Source organism: Propionivibrio sp., from assembly GCF_049316945.1.
Classification (GTDB): domain Bacteria; phylum Pseudomonadota; class Gammaproteobacteria; order Burkholderiales; family Rhodocyclaceae; genus Propionivibrio.
In genome coordinates, this window is sequence record NZ_JBMOJE010000068.1 from 1 (window position 1) to 20,852 (window position 20,852).

The window sequence follows — 20,852 nt, forward strand, 5'->3', positions numbered from 1 at the left end:
CTTCAATGCAAAACGCAGCGTGAAATCATTTGCCTCGGTTTTTTGAGGTGTTACAGTACATTCATTACCGCCTGCGTCAGTTTGTTGCGGTCGGCGCGCAGCCAAAGCGGGCCTGCGGCGCTTGGTTCTTGAGGCGATGGCCTTCCGTTCGGCGTCTTGAAGCCAGTAACGATCTGCTGCAGCAGATCGCCGATATCGATGAGTTCCAGGGTAAAGTCCTTGCCGCGCCGCGCCTCGATGCGTGCCAGGTCGAGCAGTTCGTTGATGATCGACACCATCAGTTCCGATTGCGTAAAGATGGTGCCGAGAAACTCGCGCCTTTCCGCTTCGTCAAACTCCTCGGCCAGCAAGAGCTCGGAAAAACCATAGATACAGGCCATCGGCGTGCGCAATTCGTGTGCAGCCGTGCTGAGGAATTCGCTCTTCAGGCGATCGACTTCGGTTTCATGCGTGATGTCGCGCAGGTAGAGAATCTGCGTCACGGTTTCTGATTGTGATTCACGCAACCCGACTTCGAGAACGCGCTTGCCGATGCCGGCGATTTCGATCTTCTGGCGTCGTTCGGTGGACTGGCCTGCTGCTTCACGCAGTTCGGCCACGCCCGAAAAACGCGCCGACTCGATGCATTCACGCGCCAGGCGTGCGGAGAAAGACGTTTCGTCGAGCCCGCTGATCTCCGACTCGGCTATTCCCGTCAGGCGCATGAAGGCCGGACTGGCGTATTTGACGCAGCGCGTGGCGTCGAATGAGACAAAACCATCGGGACTCAGGGCGAAGATGGCATTCAGCTGCCCGGCTCTATCCTCGGCCTGTGCCTGCGCCAGTTCGGCCGCCCGCTGGGCTTCCTGGCGCTTGAGGTTCTCGGCGCGCAGGAGTTCATTGCTGTCACCCAGTTGCTGCGCCATGCTGTTGAAAGCCAGTGCCGTCTGCGCCAGATCGTCGTTTCCCTTGACCGGTACCCGATGCGTGAAATCGCCTTCTGCAAAGCTGTAGCTGGCCCGGCGCAAGGCCACCAACTGGCGCGCCAGATAGCTCCCAAGCAGCCACGAAAACAGGGCCACGAGCAGCATTTCCATCCCGGCGATCCCTGCCGCCCAGCGCTGGGCGGAAGCCAGCAATCCTTTCAGGGGATCGGTGGATACACCGAGTTGAACCTCTCCTTGTCGCAGTCCTCCGGCCTGAATGGGAGCCGACCAGTCAAAGAAGCCATCGGCCACCTTTTCAATGCGCTCTTCCTGATGGAAGGGGCGGGACAGGATCGTCGCCTCTCCACGTTCAGCCAGCACGACACCGGAGGCGTCGAGGATTCGTATGAAAGCGATCTGGCCGGACGCCATGGCCTCGATGACCAGGCTGTCCAGCGTGGCCAGATCCTGCGAGATCACGGCGTCCTTGGCGGCAACGGCAAGCAGCTTGCCACCCAGTTGTACCCGGCGCACCAGCTCGGCCTCGTTCGAGTCGCGCAGAATCGACAATGCGCTACCGACCAGAATGGCCAGCAAGACCATTTCGATCAGCGCTACACCAAGGATGGTTTTGGTACGAAAGCGCATGGTTTATGGTGAAAAACTCAGTTGATTGCGACTAATTAACCGCAAGGGCAGGTTTGACGCGTGCTTAGCCCTCACCCCAACCCTCTCCCGCGGGGAGAGGGGGTTTGCACCCTTCTCCCCGCGGGAGAAGGGCCGGGGATGAGGGCTTGCGACATTGGCATCACATCTAACCAAGCTTTCCAGGTTTAAAGGTTTATGGATTCAGGAGTGCGTTAGCGGAGCGCATGTTTCACTGCCGGCTGTAACGCTCAAGGAGATCGATGTCGAGCCCCCGGATGTCGTTCCATTCCTTGTCCTGCGCGGCAACGATGCCCTTGAACGCCAGCGGCGCCAGCAGGCGTTGCCCGGCTTCGTCGCCGGCCAGGGAGGCCATGGCCGCCTGCACCCTGGCGAGGATTTCAGCCGGCACGCGGGGATGCGCGGCAAAGGCGTGCGGCGTGTAGGCCGGTGTTTCGGAAAGGACGCGCAGCGTATCGCGGACTTCCGCCGGGGTGGCCTCGAAGGTGCGCTGGATACCCCCACCGGCCTCCTGAAGCCCGGAGGCAACGGCACGATAAACGGAATCGTGCGAGGCGACGAACTTGGCTTCGATCGGGATGTTCAGGCGACCGAATTCGGCCTGCGGCAGGATGCTGGCGGCGAAGGCCGCCGGGGCCGGGAAGACCACCGTCTTGCCGGCCAGATCGGCCGGTTTCCGGTAGGCACTGTCTTTCCTGACCACCAGAATGCCCTTGATCTTCCGATCCTGTTCTTTGGCAAAGGCCCGATACGCCGTGGCTTTATGGAAAACCACATAATGGTAGGGATTCATGTAGGCCAGATCGTAGTCGCCCTGGCCCAGACGCTCCTCGAAAACGGGAATGCTGGGAGCGGTTCGAAAGACCAGGGGAACGCCGGAGCGCTTGCTGATTTCGGCCAGCAGCGGCCCCCATTCTTCCGCCAGCCGGCTGGCCGATTGCTGCGGCACGACGGCAAAGGCCAGCGGCTTTTGCATTTCTTGCGCCTGAGCCGGTAAAGGTGCGCCGATCAGGCAGGTCAGCAACAAGGACAGCGAAAAACTTGTAAGCGATTTTTTTATCAGGGAAAGCATTTTATTCTCCTCTGGAGGCCTTACCAACAGGCGTTCTACAAGGTGCCATGCCGAAGGCCTCACAAGCACGCCACTCTTCAGGTATGTCGCTTGCAGATCGCCTATCCATGCGGTCTGCAGCCATGTTGTACAGATGCGGATCATCATTCCTCCACCGTTTCCTTGAGCCCCGGAAGCCACAGGGTTACGCTGGTGCCGACACCGGGCATGCTGGAAATCTCGATATCGCCCCCGTGCAAGTCGACGATTTCATGGACGATGCTCATGCCCAGCCCGGTGCCGGGAATCTTGCCCGAACTGTCGGCGCGGTAGAAACGCTCGAAAACGTGGGACAACTGCTCCGGCGTCATGCCGATGCCGTTATCGGTGATGCGGATGCCGACACGCGGCGCAGCTTCTTCGCCACGTTCCGCTGCGATCACCTCGATGCGCACCGCGTCGCCCCCGGATGAATATTTGTAGGCATTGGAGAGCACATTGAGGAATGCCTGTCGGGTTTTCTTATGGTCGGCATTGATGTACAAAGGCGCGGCGGGCAGGACCAGAATCGGCGCCGCTCGACCTGGGGGCAGGCTGTAGCCGTTCACTACCTCATTTACCAAAGCCTGTACCTGCGTCGCCTCGAATATGAAGTCCTTGCCGCGACGTGCTTCGATGCGGGCCAGGTCGAGCAGTTCGTTGAGGATGGAAGCCATCAATTCGGACTGCTTGAAGATGATCGACAGAAACTCCCTGCGGCTGTCTTCATCAAGTTCCTGGGTGAGCAACACTTCGGCGAAACCATAGATGCTGGCCATCGGCGTGCGCAGTTCGTGTGCCGCCGTGGACAGGAATTCGCTCTTCATCAGATCTACTTCGGTTTCAAGTGTCACGTCACGGAAGTACAGGATGCGGGAAACGCTGGAGGACTCACTGCGGATGCCGACAATCTGCAGAACTGATTGACGCAATGTCTTCAGGGTCAATCTCTTGCGCGACACCTTCTCATTGGCATCGCCAAAACAGGCCGATATTCCAGCGAAGGCTTCAGGACTCTCGCATTGTTTTCTGAGCACGGCATCCAGTCCCGCGTTGTTCTTGCCGACGACTTCTTCAGGGCCGATGCCGGTCATCGCTGCAAACGATGGATTGGCAAACTTGACCCGGCCGTCGGGATCGAAGGCCACGAAGCCGTCCGGACACAGCCTGAACAAGGCGCTTAGCTGGGCATTCCGATCTTCGAGGGCATCGCTCTTGGTTTGCAGTTCGGAGGTCTGCTCCCGAACTTTGCGTTGAACGATGGAGGTTCTGCCGGTGGTTACCAGTAGCAGCATTTGCAACAGCGCCGCCAGCACCAGACCGCCGGCCCCGACCATCAGCGACGCCCAGTGCTGGCCCTGGCGCAAGAACTCGGCGGTTGGATAGACGCTGAGCGTCCATGTCCGATCAGCCATGGTCAATTGCTTCTGCCATGCATGGTAGTTGTCCGGCGAGTTGTTCGACTTGTTCGAATTGTTCGAACTGGCCGAACTGTCGGAGAGGTAAAGACTGGATTTGTCGGCAGGAGCGAGCGCATCGTCGACGCGAAAGACAAGCCCCTTGACTGTCGCTGATCGGGTGGCGATGTCCACCATCTCGTCGACCTTGATGACACCAATCGCAAAGCCCATCAACTCGGTTTTGCTGTCATCCGTGTCGAGCGTTGTTACCCTCCGATCGGCTGGATGCATCAGAAGCACGCCGACACGTTTCCGGTTCTCCTGAACCAGTTGAATTGGCGCGGTGACCGCCGGTTCCCCCGATCTCATGGCACGCTGGATGGCATCATGCCTGACCGGTTCCGAGTTGATGTCGTAACCGACCGCAGGACGATTGCCTTCGAGGGGCGCAATGAATCCGACTGCGACATATTCCGGCCGCTCTTCGGCGCGTACCAACCGGCGCAGGCTGTCCCGCTCCTTGATTTCGAAACCTGGCATGCCGGTTTTCTCGGCCATGCCGCGTTCAAACGCCTGGCGTTGCATGGGCAACACATACGGGTTGAAGCTCAGGGCGAAAATGTCGGGGTTGTCCTTCAGCGTAATGCGGGTGAAGTATTCGAATTGCTTGTAGCTCATGTCGGGCGTGACTTCAACCAGGCGGCGCAAGGCAGAAAGCGCCTCCTGGTGAGCGATGAAGCGCTGCTCAAGCAACTTGGCCAGTGCCTCGCCATGACTTTGAATGGCTGATTTCTGCTGCGCGCGCTCCCACTGGGAAACAGCGAAAAAGGCGCCGCCTGCCAGCCCGAGGACGACCAGCATGGGCAACACCAAAGTAGTGAAGCGACCACGCCAGGGCGATTTCCGCCAGTACAGCAAGGCCAGACTGAGCGGCAGCATGACCAATACCCCCAGCACATCGCCGGACCACCAGTTCCACCAGGCGTAGAGATACTCATTTCCGTGAACAATCTGCACCGAGTAAAGCAGGGTCACTCCGATGCTGGCCGAGATGACGCAGGCGACGGGCCCGGACAGTGCCAGGCAGCGGAGGATGTCAGCCTCGATTTCCAGCGTCTGCCAGCCGTTCCCGACCTTGCGCTTGACCAGCCACCAGGCCGCCAGCGCCTGGATCGTGGAACCGCTGGCGATCCCCGCAGAAATCAGGCCATTGCTCCAGCCCGACTCGCCATGCAGCCAGGCGACACCCAGGTTGAGCGCAAATGATCCGACCCAGATGCCCGGCCATGCGCGCTTGTCCGACCACAACAGGATGGCGACCGCGAAACCAGCCGCCGGGAAAATCGGGCTGGCATAGCCGGGGGCAATGGCAAAGCTCAGTCCCAGCGCGCCTAGCCCCAGATAAATGGCCGCCGCGACAAGCACGACAGCGGCTGGATTTTTTGCGCCGGAATCTGTTTGAACCTGTATGTTGTCCATGGATCGCTTTGCTTTTATTGCGTTTCGGTGACAGGAACGGTCACTCATCCTGCATCCAGGGATTGCCTGGCAACACGTTCTCTTTCGAGCGCCCACTGGAGGAAAATATCAGGCCGCATCGGGCGCCCGATCAGATAGCCCTGAACCAGGTGGCAACCCTGTGCGTTCAGTCGCTGCAACTGTTCCAGTGTTTCGACACCCTCGGCAATGACCTCAAGACCCATGGCCAACCCCATGCCGACGATGCATGAACTGATGGCTTGCGAATCGCAGTTGGTTTCAAGATCATGGACAAAACTCTTGTCGATTTTCAGGCGATCGATCGGCAGATGCTTGAGCCGCGAGAGGCTGGAATAGCCGGTACCGAAGTCGTCAATGGCGATCTTGACGCCAAGCGCACGCAGCGGAAGAAGGCGGCAGTGGTTCGCTTCCTGATGCATCATTATTTCTGATTCGGTAATTTCCAGTTCGAGCAGCGCCGGGTCGATTCCTGACTCCAGCAGGGCGCACGCCAGCGTTTCTTCAAAGGCATTGCTTCTCAACTGTCGCGGCGAAACATTGACCGAGAGGGTGATATTGGCGAGTCCTTTCGACTTCCATTCCTGAAGCTGCTGGCAGGCAGCCTTCAAGGCCCAGGCGCCAATCGGGACGATCGAGCCATTCTTTTCCGCGACCGGAATAAAGCGGCTTGGCGGCATATCGCCCAGTATCGGGTGACGCCAGCGCAGCAATGCCTCACAGCCGAGCAGGGTGTCATGGCCACTGCAGGACACTTGCGGCTGATAAACGAGATAAAGTTCCTGGCGTTCGAGCGCATGCCATAGTTCAGCACCGAGGGTGATTCCCTGCGTGCCTTGCTCTGCGCCAATCGGCTCTTCAAACAGGCAATAATGATTGCCTCCGGCCCTTTTAGCCGAGTACATGGCGATGTCTGCATGCTTGAGCAGGGTGGCGATGTCAGTCCCGTCTTGCGGAAACCGTGCGCAGCCGATGCTGCTGCCGATCAGCACTTCGTGCCCGGCAACGAAAATCGGTGCCGACAGAGCATCAATCAGTTTTTGCGCCATTCTGGACCGATCGCTATCAAGACTGGAACCCAGCGCCAGAATCACGAACTCATCGCCCCCGACGCGCGCCACCGTATCGCCTTCCCGAATCGCCTCGGTCATTCGCTGGCTGACCTGCTGGAGTACCAGATCGCCAATTTGATGACCGAGGTTGTCGTTGACCGGCTTGAAACGATCGAGGTCGAGATACAGGATACTGACTCCCGAACCACTGCGCCTGGCTGCCGCCAGCGCCTGTTCGGCGCGATCTTCAAGCAGGCGACGGTTGGGAAGCCCGGTCAAGGTATCGTGATAGGCCAGGTTGGAGAGGACTTTTTCGGTTTCGACGAAACGGGTGATATCCGAAAAAACCGCAATATAAGAAAGCGTTGCCCCACTTTCATCCTTGACGGCGCTGATGGTTACCCACTCCGGATAGAGTTGCCCGCCCTTCTTGCGGTTGATGATCTGGCCGTTCCAGGTGCCTGTTTCAATTATTTCTTCCCAGAATGCGCGGTAGAACTCTTTTCCGTGCCGACCCGATGCGAGGAGACGCGGATTCTTGCCAATCACCTCCTCCTCGGTGTATTCGGTGATGCGGGTAAAGGCCGGATTGACGGCAATGATCTGGCCTTCGATATCCGTAATCATTATTCCCTCATGCGCGCTGCGGAATACCATCGAGGAAATCTGCGACTCGAATTCGTTGGTCCGCTTGACCGATATGTCGCGCATGATCCAATAGACACTTAACTCACCGGCGCTGGAAACAGGCAGCACCCAGGCGTCGACCATCAATGCCTGAGCCGGATCGCCGCCAATATAGACAACGAACTCCCATTGCTCGACCCGCTGCCCCGGTGTCTCGGTACGAGCACCGGCCAACAGTTCGTCGAAGCGTGCGAAGTGAGAGGGTGCGAGCAATTGCCGGAGCGACAGCCCCTGCAGGGTTGCCGCGCCGGGCATCAATTTTTCGCCGGCGCTGGGGCTGGCATGCTTGATCACCCCCGCGCCGTCGGTCACGATATAGAAATCGCCGGCACAGCGAATCAGGTTATCAAGGATGTCCTTGCTCTCGACCAGATGCTCGTGCGACTTTTTCAGATGCTGATGCTTTTCCTCAAGTTCGGCATGCTGATCGAGCAGCATCTGCAGATCTTCCGCGTACCGGTAGAGTTGCAGATGAAGCGTTGCGTCGTGGCTTCTACCCTCCACGATGGCTGTATTGGCGTGGTAGCTGTCGATCATTAGAGCATCTCACGAATCCAGGTAACCACCTGCAGCGGGCTGAAAGGTTTGATGAAATAAGCGTCCGCTCCGCGTTTCTTGCCAATCTCGTAGTCGCCGGATTGCCCGCGTGCGGTCACCATCGCGACCAGCGTATCTTTCAGCGCCGGATCATTTTTGATGGTGTCGAGTACTTGCAGTCCATCGATTTCACCGGGCATCATGATGTCGAGCAGGACCACGGCAGGATGTTGGCGTCTGATGATTTCCAGCGCAGTCATGCCGTCCTCAGCCTCTAGTACTTCATATGATTTTCCCAGCGTGATGCGGAGCAAGCGGCGAATGTCGGAATGGTCGTCAACAATAAGTATCTTGGTCATGAGCTGAATCTCCAGAAACTGTTTCTATGACCTTTCAGCCAGCAAGGCTGAAAGGTCCTGGGCGTAAGCCTGTGCCTGCAAGGTAAAACGGCACTCTGCACAGGAAGCCAGGCTGCGATCATTGCTCGGCAGCCCGGTCAGCAGGTTGATGGTGAAGGCGTCGTAACCCGTGCTGTACTCATCCGGCCCGTCATTTGTCGTTACCGACACTTTCAGGCGTCCACCATGCAGTTCAATAATGCGACGGCACATTTGCATGCGGATATCCCGCTCCATTGGCGAAGCATTATCCTGATCCCTGACCTTCGCCCTTGACACTGATAATCCTGGTGCGCTGCGTACCCGGCCGGTGAATACAATGAAATCGCCCAGCTGCCGCAGTTCAAGAACCACCCGGCTTTGCGGCGGTGCGCTTTCGCCAAGAACAGCCAGCAGATTGTGGAAGGCATATTTCAGCCACGCCGCGTCGCCGTACAGGACACCCAGTTGATCCCGCGTTTCGATCAGCTTGTAGTTAATGGCGTTCTCGCCACGCTGGCCGGGGAGCCCGGGCAATACTTCCTTGAGCAGGGCAATTGGCGACAGGCGATCCTCAAGAAATACCTTGTCGTGCTGAAATAGTGTGGATAGCTGCTCAATCTCGACCAGCACTCGATCAACGCGGGCGGACTGTTGAAGAATGGCCGTACGATCAATGTCAGCGGAGTTGGCCACTGCACGCAGCAACTCCTTCAGAGAATCCATTTCCTTCCGTGCCTGCTCGCCGAGCAAAGCCACAAAACGCGTTTCGCTGGACTTGAATTCCTGCTCGGGACTTGGTCGCGCGATGAAAATCGCATAATCATAACGCCCGTCCTGGCATAGCCAGGCATCAGCAGGGCTTGGCAAATCCTTGTCCCAAACCCCGTTCAACTGTAATGCTGCCGGCAATGCCAGCAAACCATTCAGCGACCTTTTGATCATCTCGCGGATGGGATTAACCAGGCCAGCACACTCCGGAAGCCACGAACGAGCGGCAGAATTGAAGGCTTTGATTCCTCCATTCTTGTCCAGCAAGACAACGCCCTCGCTCATCCGCTCGATTAGCGACATGTCGAAATTCAGTCTCATGGCAAGACCGTGGCATGTTCTGCCAGCTTTCTGGACCAGATCCTGTAGGCAATATCCTGCAGTGTCGTGAACGGAATGGGTTTGGGCAGCACCTGAATGCTTTCGGGAACGCCGCCGCGCTGCTTGATCTCTTCGGCGTCCAGACCGCTGACCACGACGATAGTCATACGCTCCAGTTCCGGCATCGACTTGAGCGCCCGCAACATCTGGAATCCGTCCATTTCCGGCATGCTCAGGTCGGCAATCAACAGGTCGGGAACCTCATGGCCGACCCTGACCAGGGCCTCGACTCCGTTGCTGGCCACGATGACCTGCGGCGGCATCGGCCACTGCGCAAGCCTGAACTGGTAGAGGAGCAGCAGAGCAGGGTCGTCCTCGACAATAAGCACTTTGAGATTGAGGTCATGGGTTGGCGGATCAATCGGGGCTGGAGTGCTCACCGCATTCACCGGCGGCGGTGTCACGGCCGCTTTGTGCAGCAAACTATCCACCGAATCGCGCGAAACCCGACGGTGACCGCCGGCCGTCTTCCAGGCGGAAAGCAGGCCGTTCTCGACCCACAACTGGGTTGTACGCACGGAAACGCCGAGCAATTTTGCCGCCTCGCGCGTTGTGCAAAATGTCTTCTCAATCATTTTTAAGGACTTTCAAGATATCAAACTCAGTATAGCATTTGTTCAATATATATCAAAAATAATCATTTGTAACTATAAATTATCATCTATTATCAAATTGTGCTTGATCGATAAAAGCTGATCTGGTGCAACCCAGTCAATATGGTGAATGCACAGAAAGTTGGTGCCATTGGAGTGGCCTATTACGCTGAAAGTAATAAGTGAATAAGAAGTATACTTGTCAGGATTTCGTGCCATTTGTCCCGCCTCGGGAAAGCTTGGCGCTGTTTTTCGTGGATGACTGTCTTTTTCAGATTTGTTCGTTTTCAATACGGAGCACTGCATCATGAATGCCAATAATCTCTCTGTCTCGGTTCGCCTGACCCTGTCGATAGCGATTGCCTTGTTCCTCACCCTTTCGGCGATGATTGCCTGGCAGAACACCGAAAATCGGGAGGCGGCCCACAATCAGGCGCGCGATTTTGCCTACAGCGCCCATGAAATGACGCTTGCCGGGCTGACCGGAATGATGATTACCGGCACCGTGGCGCAACGCGACGTGTTTCTTGACCAGATCAAGCAGCTTGATGCGGTCAGGGACTTGCGGGTTGCCCGAGCGCCGGCAGTCATCAAGCAATTCGGGCCGGGCACTGTATCTGACCGCGCGAACGATTCAGATGAAGAGGAAGTGATGCGCACCGGGAAGATTATCGACCGCGTCGAGTCTGACGCGAGCGGAGATTTCCTGCATATCATCAAGCCGGCGATCGCCAGTGCCAACTATCTCGGCAAGAACTGCGTCACCTGTCACCAGGTGCCGGAAGGAACCGTGCTCGGCATCGTCAGCATAAAAATCTCGCTGGCCAAGGTGGATGCGGCCATTGCCAGCCAGCGCCTCAAGCTCATCATCGCTTGCGTGGTGATATGTATGGCGATGTTCATCCTGATCTTCCTGTTCATCCGCCACTTCGTGTCCCGGCCGCTGGACGCCATGACCAATGGCCTGAGCCAGATTGCCAAGGGCGAAGGCGATCTGGCCCACCGCCTGCCGGTACGCGAGCTTGACGAGGTGGGCCGCACGTCGCAGGCGTTCAACGAAATGATGGACAAGTTTTCCGGACTGGTGCGCCAGATCAGCGACACCGCCGGCCAGGTACGCCAATCGGTGGGCGGACTGGTCTCCGTTGCCGCGAAGGTTTCTGAAGGTTCCAGGGAACAGCAGGAGCGTTCGAACGGAGCCACCAAGGCGGTCGAGGCCGTGGCCTCCGGCGTGGCTTCCATCGCCGCTACCGCGGGCAAGGTGAAAAGTCAGTCGCGCAACAACCTGGACGACTCCAGGCAGGGAAGGGAAAGCCTGACCGCACTCATCGCCTCGATGACGACCGCTCGTGATTCAGTGAACGGTATCGTCGCCTCGGTGAACCAGTTCGTTACCAGCACTCGCTCGATCACCAGCATGACCCGGGAAGTGAAGGATATCGCCGACCAGACCAATCTGCTGGCCCTCAACGCGGTGATTGAAGCGGCCCGGGCCGGCGACATGGGCCGAGGCTTTGCCGTGGTCGCCGACGAAGTGCGCAAGCTGGCCGAAAAATCGGGCCGCTCGGCGAACGAAATCGACCGCGTGACGCACGAAATCGAAGCGCAATCGGGCCATGTGATGGCGGCGATCGAGGAGGGGATTGCACAACTGAACCGCAGCCAGGACAGCGTCGGGTCGGTGGCCACGGTGCTGGAGCGGACGGCCAGCGGGGTGGCGAATGTCACTATCGGCATCGACGCCATCGGTTCGGCGACACAGGAACAACAAATCGCCAGTGCGGAAGCTTCCAGCAATATCGAGCAGATTGCCGCCATGGCCAAAACCAATACCGATGCCGTGCATAGCGTCGTCCAGTCGGCGCAGCATCTTGAATCCCTGGCCGATGGCCTGGCGGCGGCGGTCGGCAAGTTCCAGTTGGGCAGCGCCAAATAAGTCGCTTGAGTCCTGGATTGCCCTTTCGGGTCTATGTGCCCGGCTTGGCGAGGCGAAGAGGCGCCGCTGGAAGCCCCGCCAATAGGCGATCTGCAATAATGCTGCCCGGAGAGCCAATAAGCACGGCACTCTTCAGGTGCATAGGCTGTAGACCGCCTTTTCATGCGGTCTGCAGCTACATGGGGCGGGAAGTGTTGGCGACCAACCGGAGTTAGCGGATAAGTTTCCTGATTTCGCCATTGCACGAATCCGCCACGCGAGCGTATTCCTCGGGGCTGTCGATGAGCGCCTGGGCTTCATCCGCGCGGCCGATTTCGCGCCGGATGTAGGGCAGCCAGCGTTCATCCAGTTCCCGCCGAAGCTGGGCGCTGCTCTGGCCAACCGGGCCGCGCCAGATACTTCCGCCGTCAAAACGGCGTTGCAGGGTGTCGGTCACTTCTTTCTCGATGCCTGCGAGGTGCGCCTGGTAAGCCTTGACGTGGCGGAGTTCGTGCTGATAAATCTCTTTGTAGGCACAGCTGCCTTCGGGAAATTCTTTGGCTACATAGACGGTCATCGGGCTGAAACCGAGCGTCACGGTGAGTTGCGGGCTGGCGCACTCCCAGCGGCCAGTTCGGTCAACGTAGAGAGAAATGTTGCTCGCGAAGCGAACGCTGGCGTTGCCGCGGGTGAGCCCCAGAATCTGCTTGCCGGGACGCGCCAGTGCCGACCCCAGGTGGTTCAGCACCTTGTAGCTGTGCTGGGTATTGACCGTGATGCGCTCGTCAAGTCGCTTTACCGTAATTGAAGGCTTCGGCAGCTTGTCGCACTCATCCGGCCAGCCCGGGCCGGAAAAAATGATGGCGAGTAGAAATACAAGAGCGCGCATGAGATGGTGGGCGTAGGGAGACTGGAGCTTTGATCCGGAACTGCATTCAGCGGAAACGAAGTCTTGAACGATGGCCGATTTTCCTACGAAAACACCATGCTGTGAAAATTCAAGTGGTGAACAGCTACGGTTCGTCAGGGTAAATTTGTTCTGCCCGCTAACTCATTGATCTACCGTCATTCCGGGCTTGACCCGGAATCCAGTTCGTTAATCACAAACAGGTCTTTTAAGATCTTGATCAGATGGAGGAGTCTGGCTCTGCATTCCCTTCGGTCAGATTCCGGGTCAAGCCCGGAATGACGGTGGATGGGTAGAACAAATTTACCCTGTACGGTTAGCAGAGAAATGGTGACTCCTCTCGATTGTTATAGCCAAGCATATCTCAACGCCATGCGCTTGCTGGTTTGGCCGAGCGGACGCATGAATCCTGTATCGCGTGTGTCTTTGCCCTGAATAAATTCCATTCAGGCGTTACTATGAGCCCCACTGCTTGCCTACACTTCACCCAACCCGATTTTCAAGTTGATTTTGCGCCATGAATAGACTGTTTCGATACAAAAAACACCGGCGAGTTCTTTTCGTGTTGTTCACCTTCCTGCTGGTCGGAAGTGTGCGGGCCGAGTGGGTCCAGCTCGGCAGGACTGACAGCTTTCGTATCTATCTGGATCAGAATTCGATTCAGAAAAACGGCGATTCCGCGCAGATTTTACAACTCATTGATTTCACTACGGCTCAGTGGGCGGATGCACAGACGGTGGTCGGGTCGATCAAGTCTTTGGTCGAGTATGACTGCAGTCAGCCACGCTTTCGAACGCTTGCCGGCGAGGCCTATTCTGAGCGGATGGGCGACGGTCGGGTGGTGGCGAATGAGCCGGTGAACAACCCGCAATGGGAGAGCGTCGAGCCCGGCAGCACCCCCGAAAAGATGCGGCAGATTGCCTGTGGGAAAAGAAAGTAGTCCGTTGGCCACAGCGAACACAACTGCTTTTTCCAGGTTGATCGTGCTACTGAAGCAAGCTTCAACCTCGCGCAGAATAGCGTTTCCTTCCTGGACTCCAGTGTATGTCTGACCGCGTCTCAATCCCTTCGCTCCATGAATTGCTTCAACAACGAGTGCCGCGTGTGCGGGTCACGCAGTTGCTGATCGGCGTCAACGTTGTTGTGTTTCTGGCGATGCTGGCCAGCGGCGCCGGTTTGTGGCATTCGTCCAACGGCGTGCAACTGGCGTGGGGGGCGAACTTCGGTCCGGCGACGCAGGATGGGCAATGGTGGCGGCTCGGCAGTGCCCTGTTCCTGCATTTCGGCGTCGTCCATCTGGCGTTGAACATGTGGGCGCTGTGGGATGGCGGGCAGTTGGTCGAGCGCATGTATGGGCATGCGCGCTTCCTGGCGATCTATTTTGCCAGCGGGCTGGCCGGCAACCTGCTTTCGCTGGTCGCGCATGACGGAAACGCGGTCTCTGGCGGCGCGTCGGGCGCCATTTTCGGGGTCTATGGTGCGCTGCTGATCTTTCTCTGGCGCGAGCGCAGCAATCTTCATCCGCAGGAATTTCGCTGGCTGTTCTGGGCAGCGATCGGTTTTTCTGCCGCGACGATTGTTTTCGGTTTCCTGATTACCGGTATCGACAATGCCGCGCACATCGGCGGATTTCTGACCGGACTGCTGAGCGGCCTGCTGCTGCTGCGCCCGCTCGATGCCGCGCAGCGCGTGCCCATGCGCGGGCGCCTGCTGGCCAGCGGCACGTTGGCGCTGGCCATAGCCGCCCTGATCAGCCAGATCCCGGCGCCGGCTTACCGCTGGAGCGACGAGACGCTGGCGCGCCAGGAGATCGGCCAGTTTCTGCGTGACGATGCCGCGATCAGCCAGGCGTGGCAAACGATTCTCGAGGACGGCAAACGTGGCGGAACTTCTTTCGACGAACTGGCGGGCCGCATCGATGCGGCCATTGGCGACCGCTACGAAGCCAGTTTCGAGCAACTCTCCCAGCTCCCGATCAATCCGGCCCTGCCTTCGAGCCCGACGCTGGAGGCACTGCGCCACTACGTCGAACAGCGCCGGGATGCCTCGCGCTCATTGGCCGAAGGCCTGCGCGCCAATGATCGCGCCCAGATCCGTGATGCCCTTGAGCGGGCCAGACGCTCTCGAAAACCGGCACCTCCCGACTGAACCTGGAAAAGGCAGTTGACCACAGCGAACACGGCGAACACAGCGGAAAAACAATGACTTGCAATGTTTTCATGATTTACCCTTTGGGTGAGCCATGAAATTATGAAATGCTGAGCACCCCAAGAGTATTTGCTTCGAAGCAGTTTTTCGCTGTGCCCGCCGTGTCGCCGTGGTTTGAACTGCGGTTTTCAGGTTCATCAACCTTCACTGACCGTTTCGAGATGATTTCCCAGGATCAGGTGTCGGCTTCGTTCCTGCCGGGGGCGATGGCGGCCAGGATGCCCTGGATCAGTTGCAGCGGGGTGGGCGGGCAACCGGGGATCGAGACGTCGACCGGGATGACGTTGGACACCCGGCCGCAGGAGGCGTAGCTCTCGCCGAAGATGCCGCCGGTGCAGCCGCAGTCGCCAACGGCGACCACCAGCTTGGGTTCCGGCGTCGCGTCGTAGGCGCGTTTGACGGCGACTTCCATGTTTTTGGCGACCGGGCCGGTGACCAGCAGCAGGTCGGCGTGACGCGGGCTGGCGGCGAACTTGATGCCGATGGCTTCAAGGTTGTAATAGGGGTTGTTCAGGGCGTGGATTTCGAGCTCGCAGCCGTTGCACGATCCGGCATCGATGTGACGGATGACCAGGGCGCGGCCAAGTTGTTTGACGACTGCATCGGAAAGCCGTTGCGTGGTGGCGCGTAACGCCTCGTCAATTTCAGGCGCCGGCTCGCTGACGATGCCGGTGCGGAGTATTTGTCTGAGCATCGGGATCATTTTAAAAACCGCAGTTGACCGTGACTAATTGACCGCAAAGCCGGGTTTGACGGGTGTTTGGCCCTCACCCCAACCCTCTCCCGCGGGGAGAGGGAGTTTGCACCCTTCTCCCCGCGGGAGAAGGGCCGGGGATGAGGGCTTGCGACATTGGCATCACCTCCAACTGCGGTTTCGAGGATCATGGTCAGAGGTCCTGTCCAGCGTAGGAGAGGTTGAAGGATTTGTTGATCAGCGGGAAATCGGGAACGATGTTGTCGATGGCGGCGTGTTCGAGCGCCGGCCAGTTCTGCCACGACGGGTCGTGGCAGTGGCAGCGACGGATCTTGCCGTCGGCGCCGGTTTCCAGGGCCACCAGGATGTCGCCGCGCCAGCCCTCGATCCAGCCGAAGCCGCGCTGGTCGGGTGCGCTGCGCAGTTCGCTGCGGATACTGCCGGGCGGCAGGTCGCTGATGATTCTCATGATCAGATGCAGCGATTCGCTGATTTCTGTGAAACGAACGAGCGCACGCGCTGCGACATCGCCGTTCTTCTCGGTGGCCATCATCGGCCACAGTTGATCGTAAGGCGCGCACGGATGATTGCAACGCTGATCCCAGCGCTGGGCGCTGGCACGGCCGGCCAGGCCGATCACGCCGAGGCGTTTGGCGAGTTGCGGCGTGATGCGACCGGTGGTCAGGAAACGATCCTGCAGGCCGGCGTGCTCGTCGTAAATTTTCTTCAGGCGGCGAACTTCGCCTTCGAGTTTGTGGCATTGGTCGATGATCGCCTGCGCGCCTTCGGCGTCGAGATCGACGGCCACGCCGCCGGGGATGATGCGATCCATCAGCAGGCGATGGCCGAATACTCTGCCGTTGAGCCTGATCAGGTCTTCCTTGAGGCGCATGAATTGCATCAGTCCGAAAGCCATGGCCACGTCATTGCCGAGGTAGCCCAGATCGCCGAGATGGTTGGCCACCCGTTCGAGTTCGAGCAGCAGTGCGCGTAGCCAGAGTGCGCGCGGCGGCGGCTGGGAGCCGCTGATGGCTTCGGCGGCCTGGCTGTAGGCCCAGGCGTAGGCCACCGTCGAATCGCCGGAAACGCGGCCAGCCAACTTGGCGCCGTCGCTCAGCCCGATGCCGACAAAGCGGCGCTCGATGCCCTTGTGCTTCCAGCCAAGCCGTTCTTCCAGGCGCAGCACGTTTTCGCCCATCACCGAAAAGCGGAAATGGCCGGGTTCGATGATTCCGGCGTGGATCGGGCCGACGGCGATTTCGTGCACACCGTCACCCTCGACACGCACGAAGGCATATTCCTCGTTGCTGGTTTCGAAGCGTGCATCGGGCGTGTCGCGGCGCAATGGGTAATGTTCGTCAGGCCAGTTGGCGTGCCGCAGCCAGGGCCGACGATCGCCGTCCTCGGCGGAGGCGCCGATCAGGTCGCGCACGGCACGCTGCATGCGGTCAGCGCACGGGAAAACCAGCGAGAGGTCGGGAAATGTCGGGTTATTAGTCGGCAGCGGCAGGGTCAGGCAAACCAGCCCCTCGGTCAGGTCGAAGGCAACGTGCAAGGCATAGCCGGATTTCTTGTCACGATCGCGTTCATCGCTGCCCCACAGCGCCACCAGACGACGATCGGCATGGTGCGCGGCAGCGCAGAAGGCCAGCAGTTCACGGTTATTGACCCGCGCCGCGAAGGCCGGCATGGCGTGGTCGGCAAGGGGGCTTAGTTCGATGGGTTGATTCAGGAGCTGCATGCTTTCTCCAGGGCGCCGTGAGGAAATTCATGGACCCCCACCGCAGAGGCACGGAGGCGCAGAGATAGCGCAGAGAAAACCTTGGAAGGCAATGAGCTTCCTCTGCTTTTTCTCTGCGCCTCTGCGCCTCTGCGGTGGATTTTTGATATTTTCACAAGCACTTATCCGATGAACTTGGCCGCTTGCCGATACCAGTCGGCAAGGTAGGGCGGGATCCACAGGCCGAGCATGAGTACCAGCCCGAGATGGAGGAATACCGGCAGCAGGGCTGGATTGTGTGACAGCGGCTGCACCGTCGGTTCGCCGAAAACCATGCCCTGCACCTTGTGGAACATCGAGGCAAAAGCCACGCCGAGGGCGGTCAGCAGGATCGGCGTGGCCCACGGGTAGTGCTTGATCGCCGTGGTCAGGATCATGAACTCGCTGGTGAACACACCGAAGGGCGGCATGCCGAGAATGGCCAGCGTGCCGAGCATCAGACCCCAGCCGATGGTCGGCGATTGCTTGATCAGCCCCTTGATGTCGTCGATCATCTGGGTCCCGGCCATTTGCGCGGCGTGGCCGACGGCGAAAAAGATCGCCGATTTGGTCAGCGAGTGCACCGTCATGTGCAGCAGGCCGGCAAAGTTGGCGACCGGGCCGCCCATGCCGAAAGCAAAGGTGATCAGCCCCATGTGCTCGATCGACGAGTAGCCGAAGAGCCGCTTGACGTCCTTTTGGCGCGACAGGTAGAAGGCCGGGACAACCACCGTGAGCAGGCCGAAAGCCATCATCAGGTTGCCGGCGAAGTGCGATTCCAGTGCACCATCGACCAGCACCTTGCAGCGGATGATGGCGTACAGCGCGACATTGAGCAGCAGGCCGGAAAGCACGGCAGAAACCGGCGTCGGGCCTTCGGCGTGGGCGTCGGCCAGCCAGTTGTGCAGTGGCACGAGGCCGGTCTTGGTGCCGTAGCCAACGAACAGGAAGACGAACGCCAGCGAGAGAACGGTGGGTTCAAGCTGCGTCTTGACGGCATCGAGATGCGTCCACAGCAGGGCGCCACCCTCGTGGCCCAGGACGCGTTCGGCGGCGAAATAGATCAGGATGGTGCCGAACAGCGCCTGGGCGATACCGACGCCGCACAGGATGAAATATTTCCAGGCCGCTTCAAGGCTGGCCGGCGTGCGATAGAGCGAGACCAGCAGCACGGTGGTCAGCGTCGCCGCTTCCATGGCCACCCACAGGATGCCAAGGTTGTTGGTGGAAAGTGCGACCAGCATGGTGCACATGAACATCTGGTACATGCTGTGATAGAGGCGCAGGCGCGCGGCCGAGAGGCGGCCGTGGTCGTGCTCGATGCGCATGTAGGGGCGCGAGAACAGCGAGGTGGTGAAGCCGACCAGTGCGGTCAGCGCAATCAGGAAAACGTTGAGCGGGTCGATCAGGAATTGTTCGTCGAACAGCGTCGTGGGGCCTTCGCTGATGACGCGGATGGTGAGCATTCCGGCCGCCACCAGGGTGAGCAGGCTGCCCGCCGAGTTGATCTCCGCCGCCCATCGGCGGTGGCCGAAGAGCGCCAGCAGCAAGGCCGTGGCGAAAGGAATAGCGAGGACTAAGGCCAGTTCGATCATTCTAAAAACCGCAGTTGACAGCGACAATTTGACCGCAATGCCAGGTTTGGCACGTGCCTGGCCCTCACCCCAACCCTCTCCCGCGGGGAGAGGGGGTTTGCACCCTTCTCCCCGCGGGAGAAGGGCCGGGGAAAATCCGGCTTAGGGCTTGCGACATTGGCATCACATCCAAATACGGTTTTTAGGATCATTCGTCCTTGATCCTCTCCATGGTTCTGATGTCGAGGCTGTCGAACTGCTCGCGAATGTGAAAGAAGAAGACACCGAGGATGACCATGCCGACCATTACGTCGAGGGCGATGCCGAGTTCGACGACCATCGGCATGCCGTAAGTGGCGCTGGTGGCGGCGAAGAAAAGTCCGTTTTCCATGGCCAGGAAAGCGATCACCTGCGGCACCGCCTTGCTGCGCGTAATCATCATCAGGAAGGCGAGCAGCACGCAGGCCAGGGCAATGCCGATGGTGGCGCGCGTGATGGTGCCGGAAAGTTGCGAAATCGGTTGCGCCACGTTGAAGGCGATGACCACCAGGGCGATGCCGATGAGCATGATGGTCGGGATGTTGAGCAGCGTTTCAATGTCCCACTTGACCGACAGCCGGCGGATCAGGCGATGCAGGATGTAGGGCAAGGCGATGACCTTGAGGATCAGGGTCAGACCCGCCGACCACAGCAGATGATTCTGCTTGGTGGTGATCGCGACGATCAGCGTCGAGATGAAGAGCACCAGGCCCTGCAGCATGAACAGATTGATCAGTGTCAGGACACGGCGTTGGGCCAGCATGGCAAAGCCAAGCAGCAACATGATCGCCGCGCACAGGTTGATCACCTGGCCGCTGAGCGGAATGGCGTAGATCAGCGACTGGCTCATTTGCCGGTCTCCAGCAGCAGGTGCACCAGCATGGCCAGCACGGCGAGCAGGAAGGCGGTGCCGAGAAATTCCGGTGCGCGGAAAATGCGCATTTTGGCACTCAGTGTTTCAATCAGCGCCAGCAGGAAGCCGCCAATCGCCAGTTTCACAATCAGGATGACACTGGCGATGGCGAGCGAGGCCGGGTCAGCGGCTTCGGGGATGCCGAAGGGAAAAAACAGCGCCAGGCCGAGGCAGGAATAGGCAAACAGCTTGAGGCAGGCAGCCCACTCGATGAGCGCCAGATGCCGGCCCGAGTATTCCAGAATCATGGCCTCGTGAAGCATCGTCAGTTCTAGGTGGGTGGTCGGGTTGTCGATCGGGATACGGGCGTTCTCGGCCAGCGAAACCATGGTGAAGGCGACGCCGGCAAAAGCCAGGCTGGGATAAATCACGAAATCGCGGTGCGCCAGCGTGGTAACAATGGTCGACAGCGAGGTGGATTGCGAAATCAGCGAGGCCGTAAAGAAGACCATCAGCAAGGCCGGTTCGGCCAGGAAGCCGATGAACATCTCGCGCCGGGAACCGAGCGAGCCGAATGCCGTGCCGACATCCATGCCGGCCAGGGCGATGAAAACACGGGCCAGGGCGAACAGGCCGACGAGTGCGATGGCGTCGGCGGCCGGGGCGAAAATCAGTTCGGTCGACAGCGTCGGCACAATGGCGGCGGCCAGCGCCATGCACGAGAAGGTGACGTAAGGGGTGGCGCGGAAAAGCGAGGAGGCGTTGTGTGCCAGCAGCACGTCTTTGTGGAACAGCTTGCTCAGCGTGTAATAGGTCTGCAGCAACGGTGGCGCCGAGCGGTTCTGCAGCCAGGCGCGGCACTGATTGACCCAGCCGTTGAGGATCGGCGCCAGCAGCAGCGCAGTGGTCAGTTCCAGCAGTTGGGCAAAGAGGGCGTAATAATTCAT

At 59.1% G+C, this 20,852-nt stretch carries 16 protein-coding genes; 3 read left to right on the forward strand and 13 right to left on the reverse strand.

All coding sequences use genetic code 11. From position 1 onward, the window contains the following. Positions 1-50: 50 nt before the first annotated feature. From ACOYNV_RS15515 to ACOYNV_RS15545, 7 genes are all read right to left on the reverse strand, one after another. Positions 51-1,553 carry a histidine kinase dimerization/phospho-acceptor domain-containing protein gene (locus tag ACOYNV_RS15515; protein ID WP_422900698.1) on the reverse strand — a complete coding sequence of 501 codons (1,503 nt, stop codon included), beginning with the start codon at positions 1,551-1,553 and terminating at the stop codon, positions 51-53. Positions 1,554-1,782: 229 nt separating this feature from the next. Then, positions 1,783-2,643 carry a phosphate/phosphite/phosphonate ABC transporter substrate-binding protein gene (locus ACOYNV_RS15520; protein ID WP_422900699.1) on the reverse strand — a complete coding sequence of 287 codons (861 nt, stop codon included), beginning with the start codon at positions 2,641-2,643 and terminating at the stop codon, positions 1,783-1,785. A gap of 143 nt (positions 2,644-2,786) precedes the next feature. After that, positions 2,787-5,540 (reverse strand): CHASE domain-containing protein, encoded by a 2,754-nt coding sequence (locus ACOYNV_RS15525; protein WP_422900700.1) that lies wholly within the window; start codon positions 5,538-5,540, stop codon positions 2,787-2,789. A 44-nt stretch (positions 5,541-5,584) separates the two neighbouring features. Beyond that, entirely contained in the window at positions 5,585-7,834 is a 2,250-nt protein-coding gene (locus ACOYNV_RS15530; RefSeq protein WP_422900701.1) for a putative bifunctional diguanylate cyclase/phosphodiesterase, read from the reverse strand. Then, positions 7,834-8,193: a response regulator transcription factor gene (locus ACOYNV_RS15535; RefSeq protein WP_422900702.1), complete on the reverse strand. Its 360-nt coding sequence runs from the start codon at positions 8,191-8,193 to the stop codon at positions 7,834-7,836. Before ACOYNV_RS15535 ends, ACOYNV_RS15530 begins: the two co-directional genes overlap by 1 nt. Positions 8,194-8,217: 24 nt before the next feature. Continuing rightward, entirely contained in the window at positions 8,218-9,303 is a 1,086-nt protein-coding gene (locus ACOYNV_RS15540; RefSeq protein ID WP_422900703.1) for a hypothetical protein, read from the reverse strand. Further along, a complete protein-coding gene (locus ACOYNV_RS15545) occupies positions 9,300-9,938 on the reverse strand; it encodes a response regulator (RefSeq protein WP_422900704.1) in 639 nt (212 codons plus the stop codon). Before ACOYNV_RS15545 ends, ACOYNV_RS15540 begins: the two co-directional genes overlap by 4 nt. 325 nt (positions 9,939-10,263) lie before the next feature. On the opposite strand from ACOYNV_RS15545, the gene ACOYNV_RS15550 reads away from it, so the two are divergent. Then, positions 10,264-11,892 carry a methyl-accepting chemotaxis protein gene (locus ACOYNV_RS15550; protein ID WP_422900705.1) on the forward strand — a complete coding sequence of 543 codons (1,629 nt, stop codon included), beginning with the start codon at positions 10,264-10,266 and terminating at the stop codon, positions 11,890-11,892. 211 nt (positions 11,893-12,103) lie between these two features. Here ACOYNV_RS15550 and ACOYNV_RS15555 read toward each other — a convergent pair whose 3' ends face one another. Then, positions 12,104-12,760, reverse strand: coding sequence for a hypothetical protein (locus ACOYNV_RS15555; protein ID WP_422900706.1), 657 nt, complete (start codon positions 12,758-12,760; stop codon positions 12,104-12,106). A gap of 535 nt (positions 12,761-13,295) precedes the next feature. Here ACOYNV_RS15555 and ACOYNV_RS15560 point away from each other — a divergent pair. Continuing rightward, entirely contained in the window at positions 13,296-13,718 is a 423-nt protein-coding gene (locus tag ACOYNV_RS15560; RefSeq protein WP_422900707.1) for a surface-adhesin E family protein, read from the forward strand. 104 nt (positions 13,719-13,822) lie between these two features. Beyond that, the gene (locus tag ACOYNV_RS15565) at positions 13,823-14,926 is read left to right on the forward strand and encodes a rhomboid family intramembrane serine protease (protein ID WP_422900708.1); all 1,104 of its coding nucleotides are present in this window, start codon (positions 13,823-13,825) and stop codon (positions 14,924-14,926) included. A 235-nt stretch (positions 14,927-15,161) separates the two neighbouring features. Here the strand turns inward: ACOYNV_RS15565 and ACOYNV_RS15570 are convergent, their stop codons facing one another. From ACOYNV_RS15570 to ACOYNV_RS15590, 5 genes are all read right to left on the reverse strand, one after another. Continuing rightward, positions 15,162-15,680 (reverse strand): NADH-quinone oxidoreductase subunit B family protein, encoded by a 519-nt coding sequence (locus ACOYNV_RS15570; protein WP_422900709.1) that lies wholly within the window; start codon positions 15,678-15,680, stop codon positions 15,162-15,164. A gap of 193 nt (positions 15,681-15,873) precedes the next feature. After that, positions 15,874-17,421 carry an NADH-quinone oxidoreductase subunit C gene (locus tag ACOYNV_RS15575; protein WP_422900710.1) on the reverse strand — a complete coding sequence of 516 codons (1,548 nt, stop codon included), beginning with the start codon at positions 17,419-17,421 and terminating at the stop codon, positions 15,874-15,876. Between the two features lie 161 nt (positions 17,422-17,582). Beyond that, positions 17,583-19,034 carry a hydrogenase 4 subunit F gene (locus tag ACOYNV_RS15580; RefSeq protein WP_422900711.1) on the reverse strand — a complete coding sequence of 484 codons (1,452 nt, stop codon included), beginning with the start codon at positions 19,032-19,034 and terminating at the stop codon, positions 17,583-17,585. A 187-nt stretch (positions 19,035-19,221) separates the two neighbouring features. Then, a complete protein-coding gene (locus ACOYNV_RS15585; RefSeq protein ID WP_422900712.1) occupies positions 19,222-19,902 on the reverse strand; it encodes a formate hydrogenlyase in 681 nt (226 codons plus the stop codon). After that, complete coding sequence (locus tag ACOYNV_RS15590; RefSeq protein ID WP_422900713.1) at positions 19,899-20,852, reverse strand: respiratory chain complex I subunit 1 family protein; 954 nt, start codon at positions 20,850-20,852, stop codon at positions 19,899-19,901. The genes ACOYNV_RS15585 and ACOYNV_RS15590 overlap by 4 nt, the downstream gene beginning before the upstream one ends.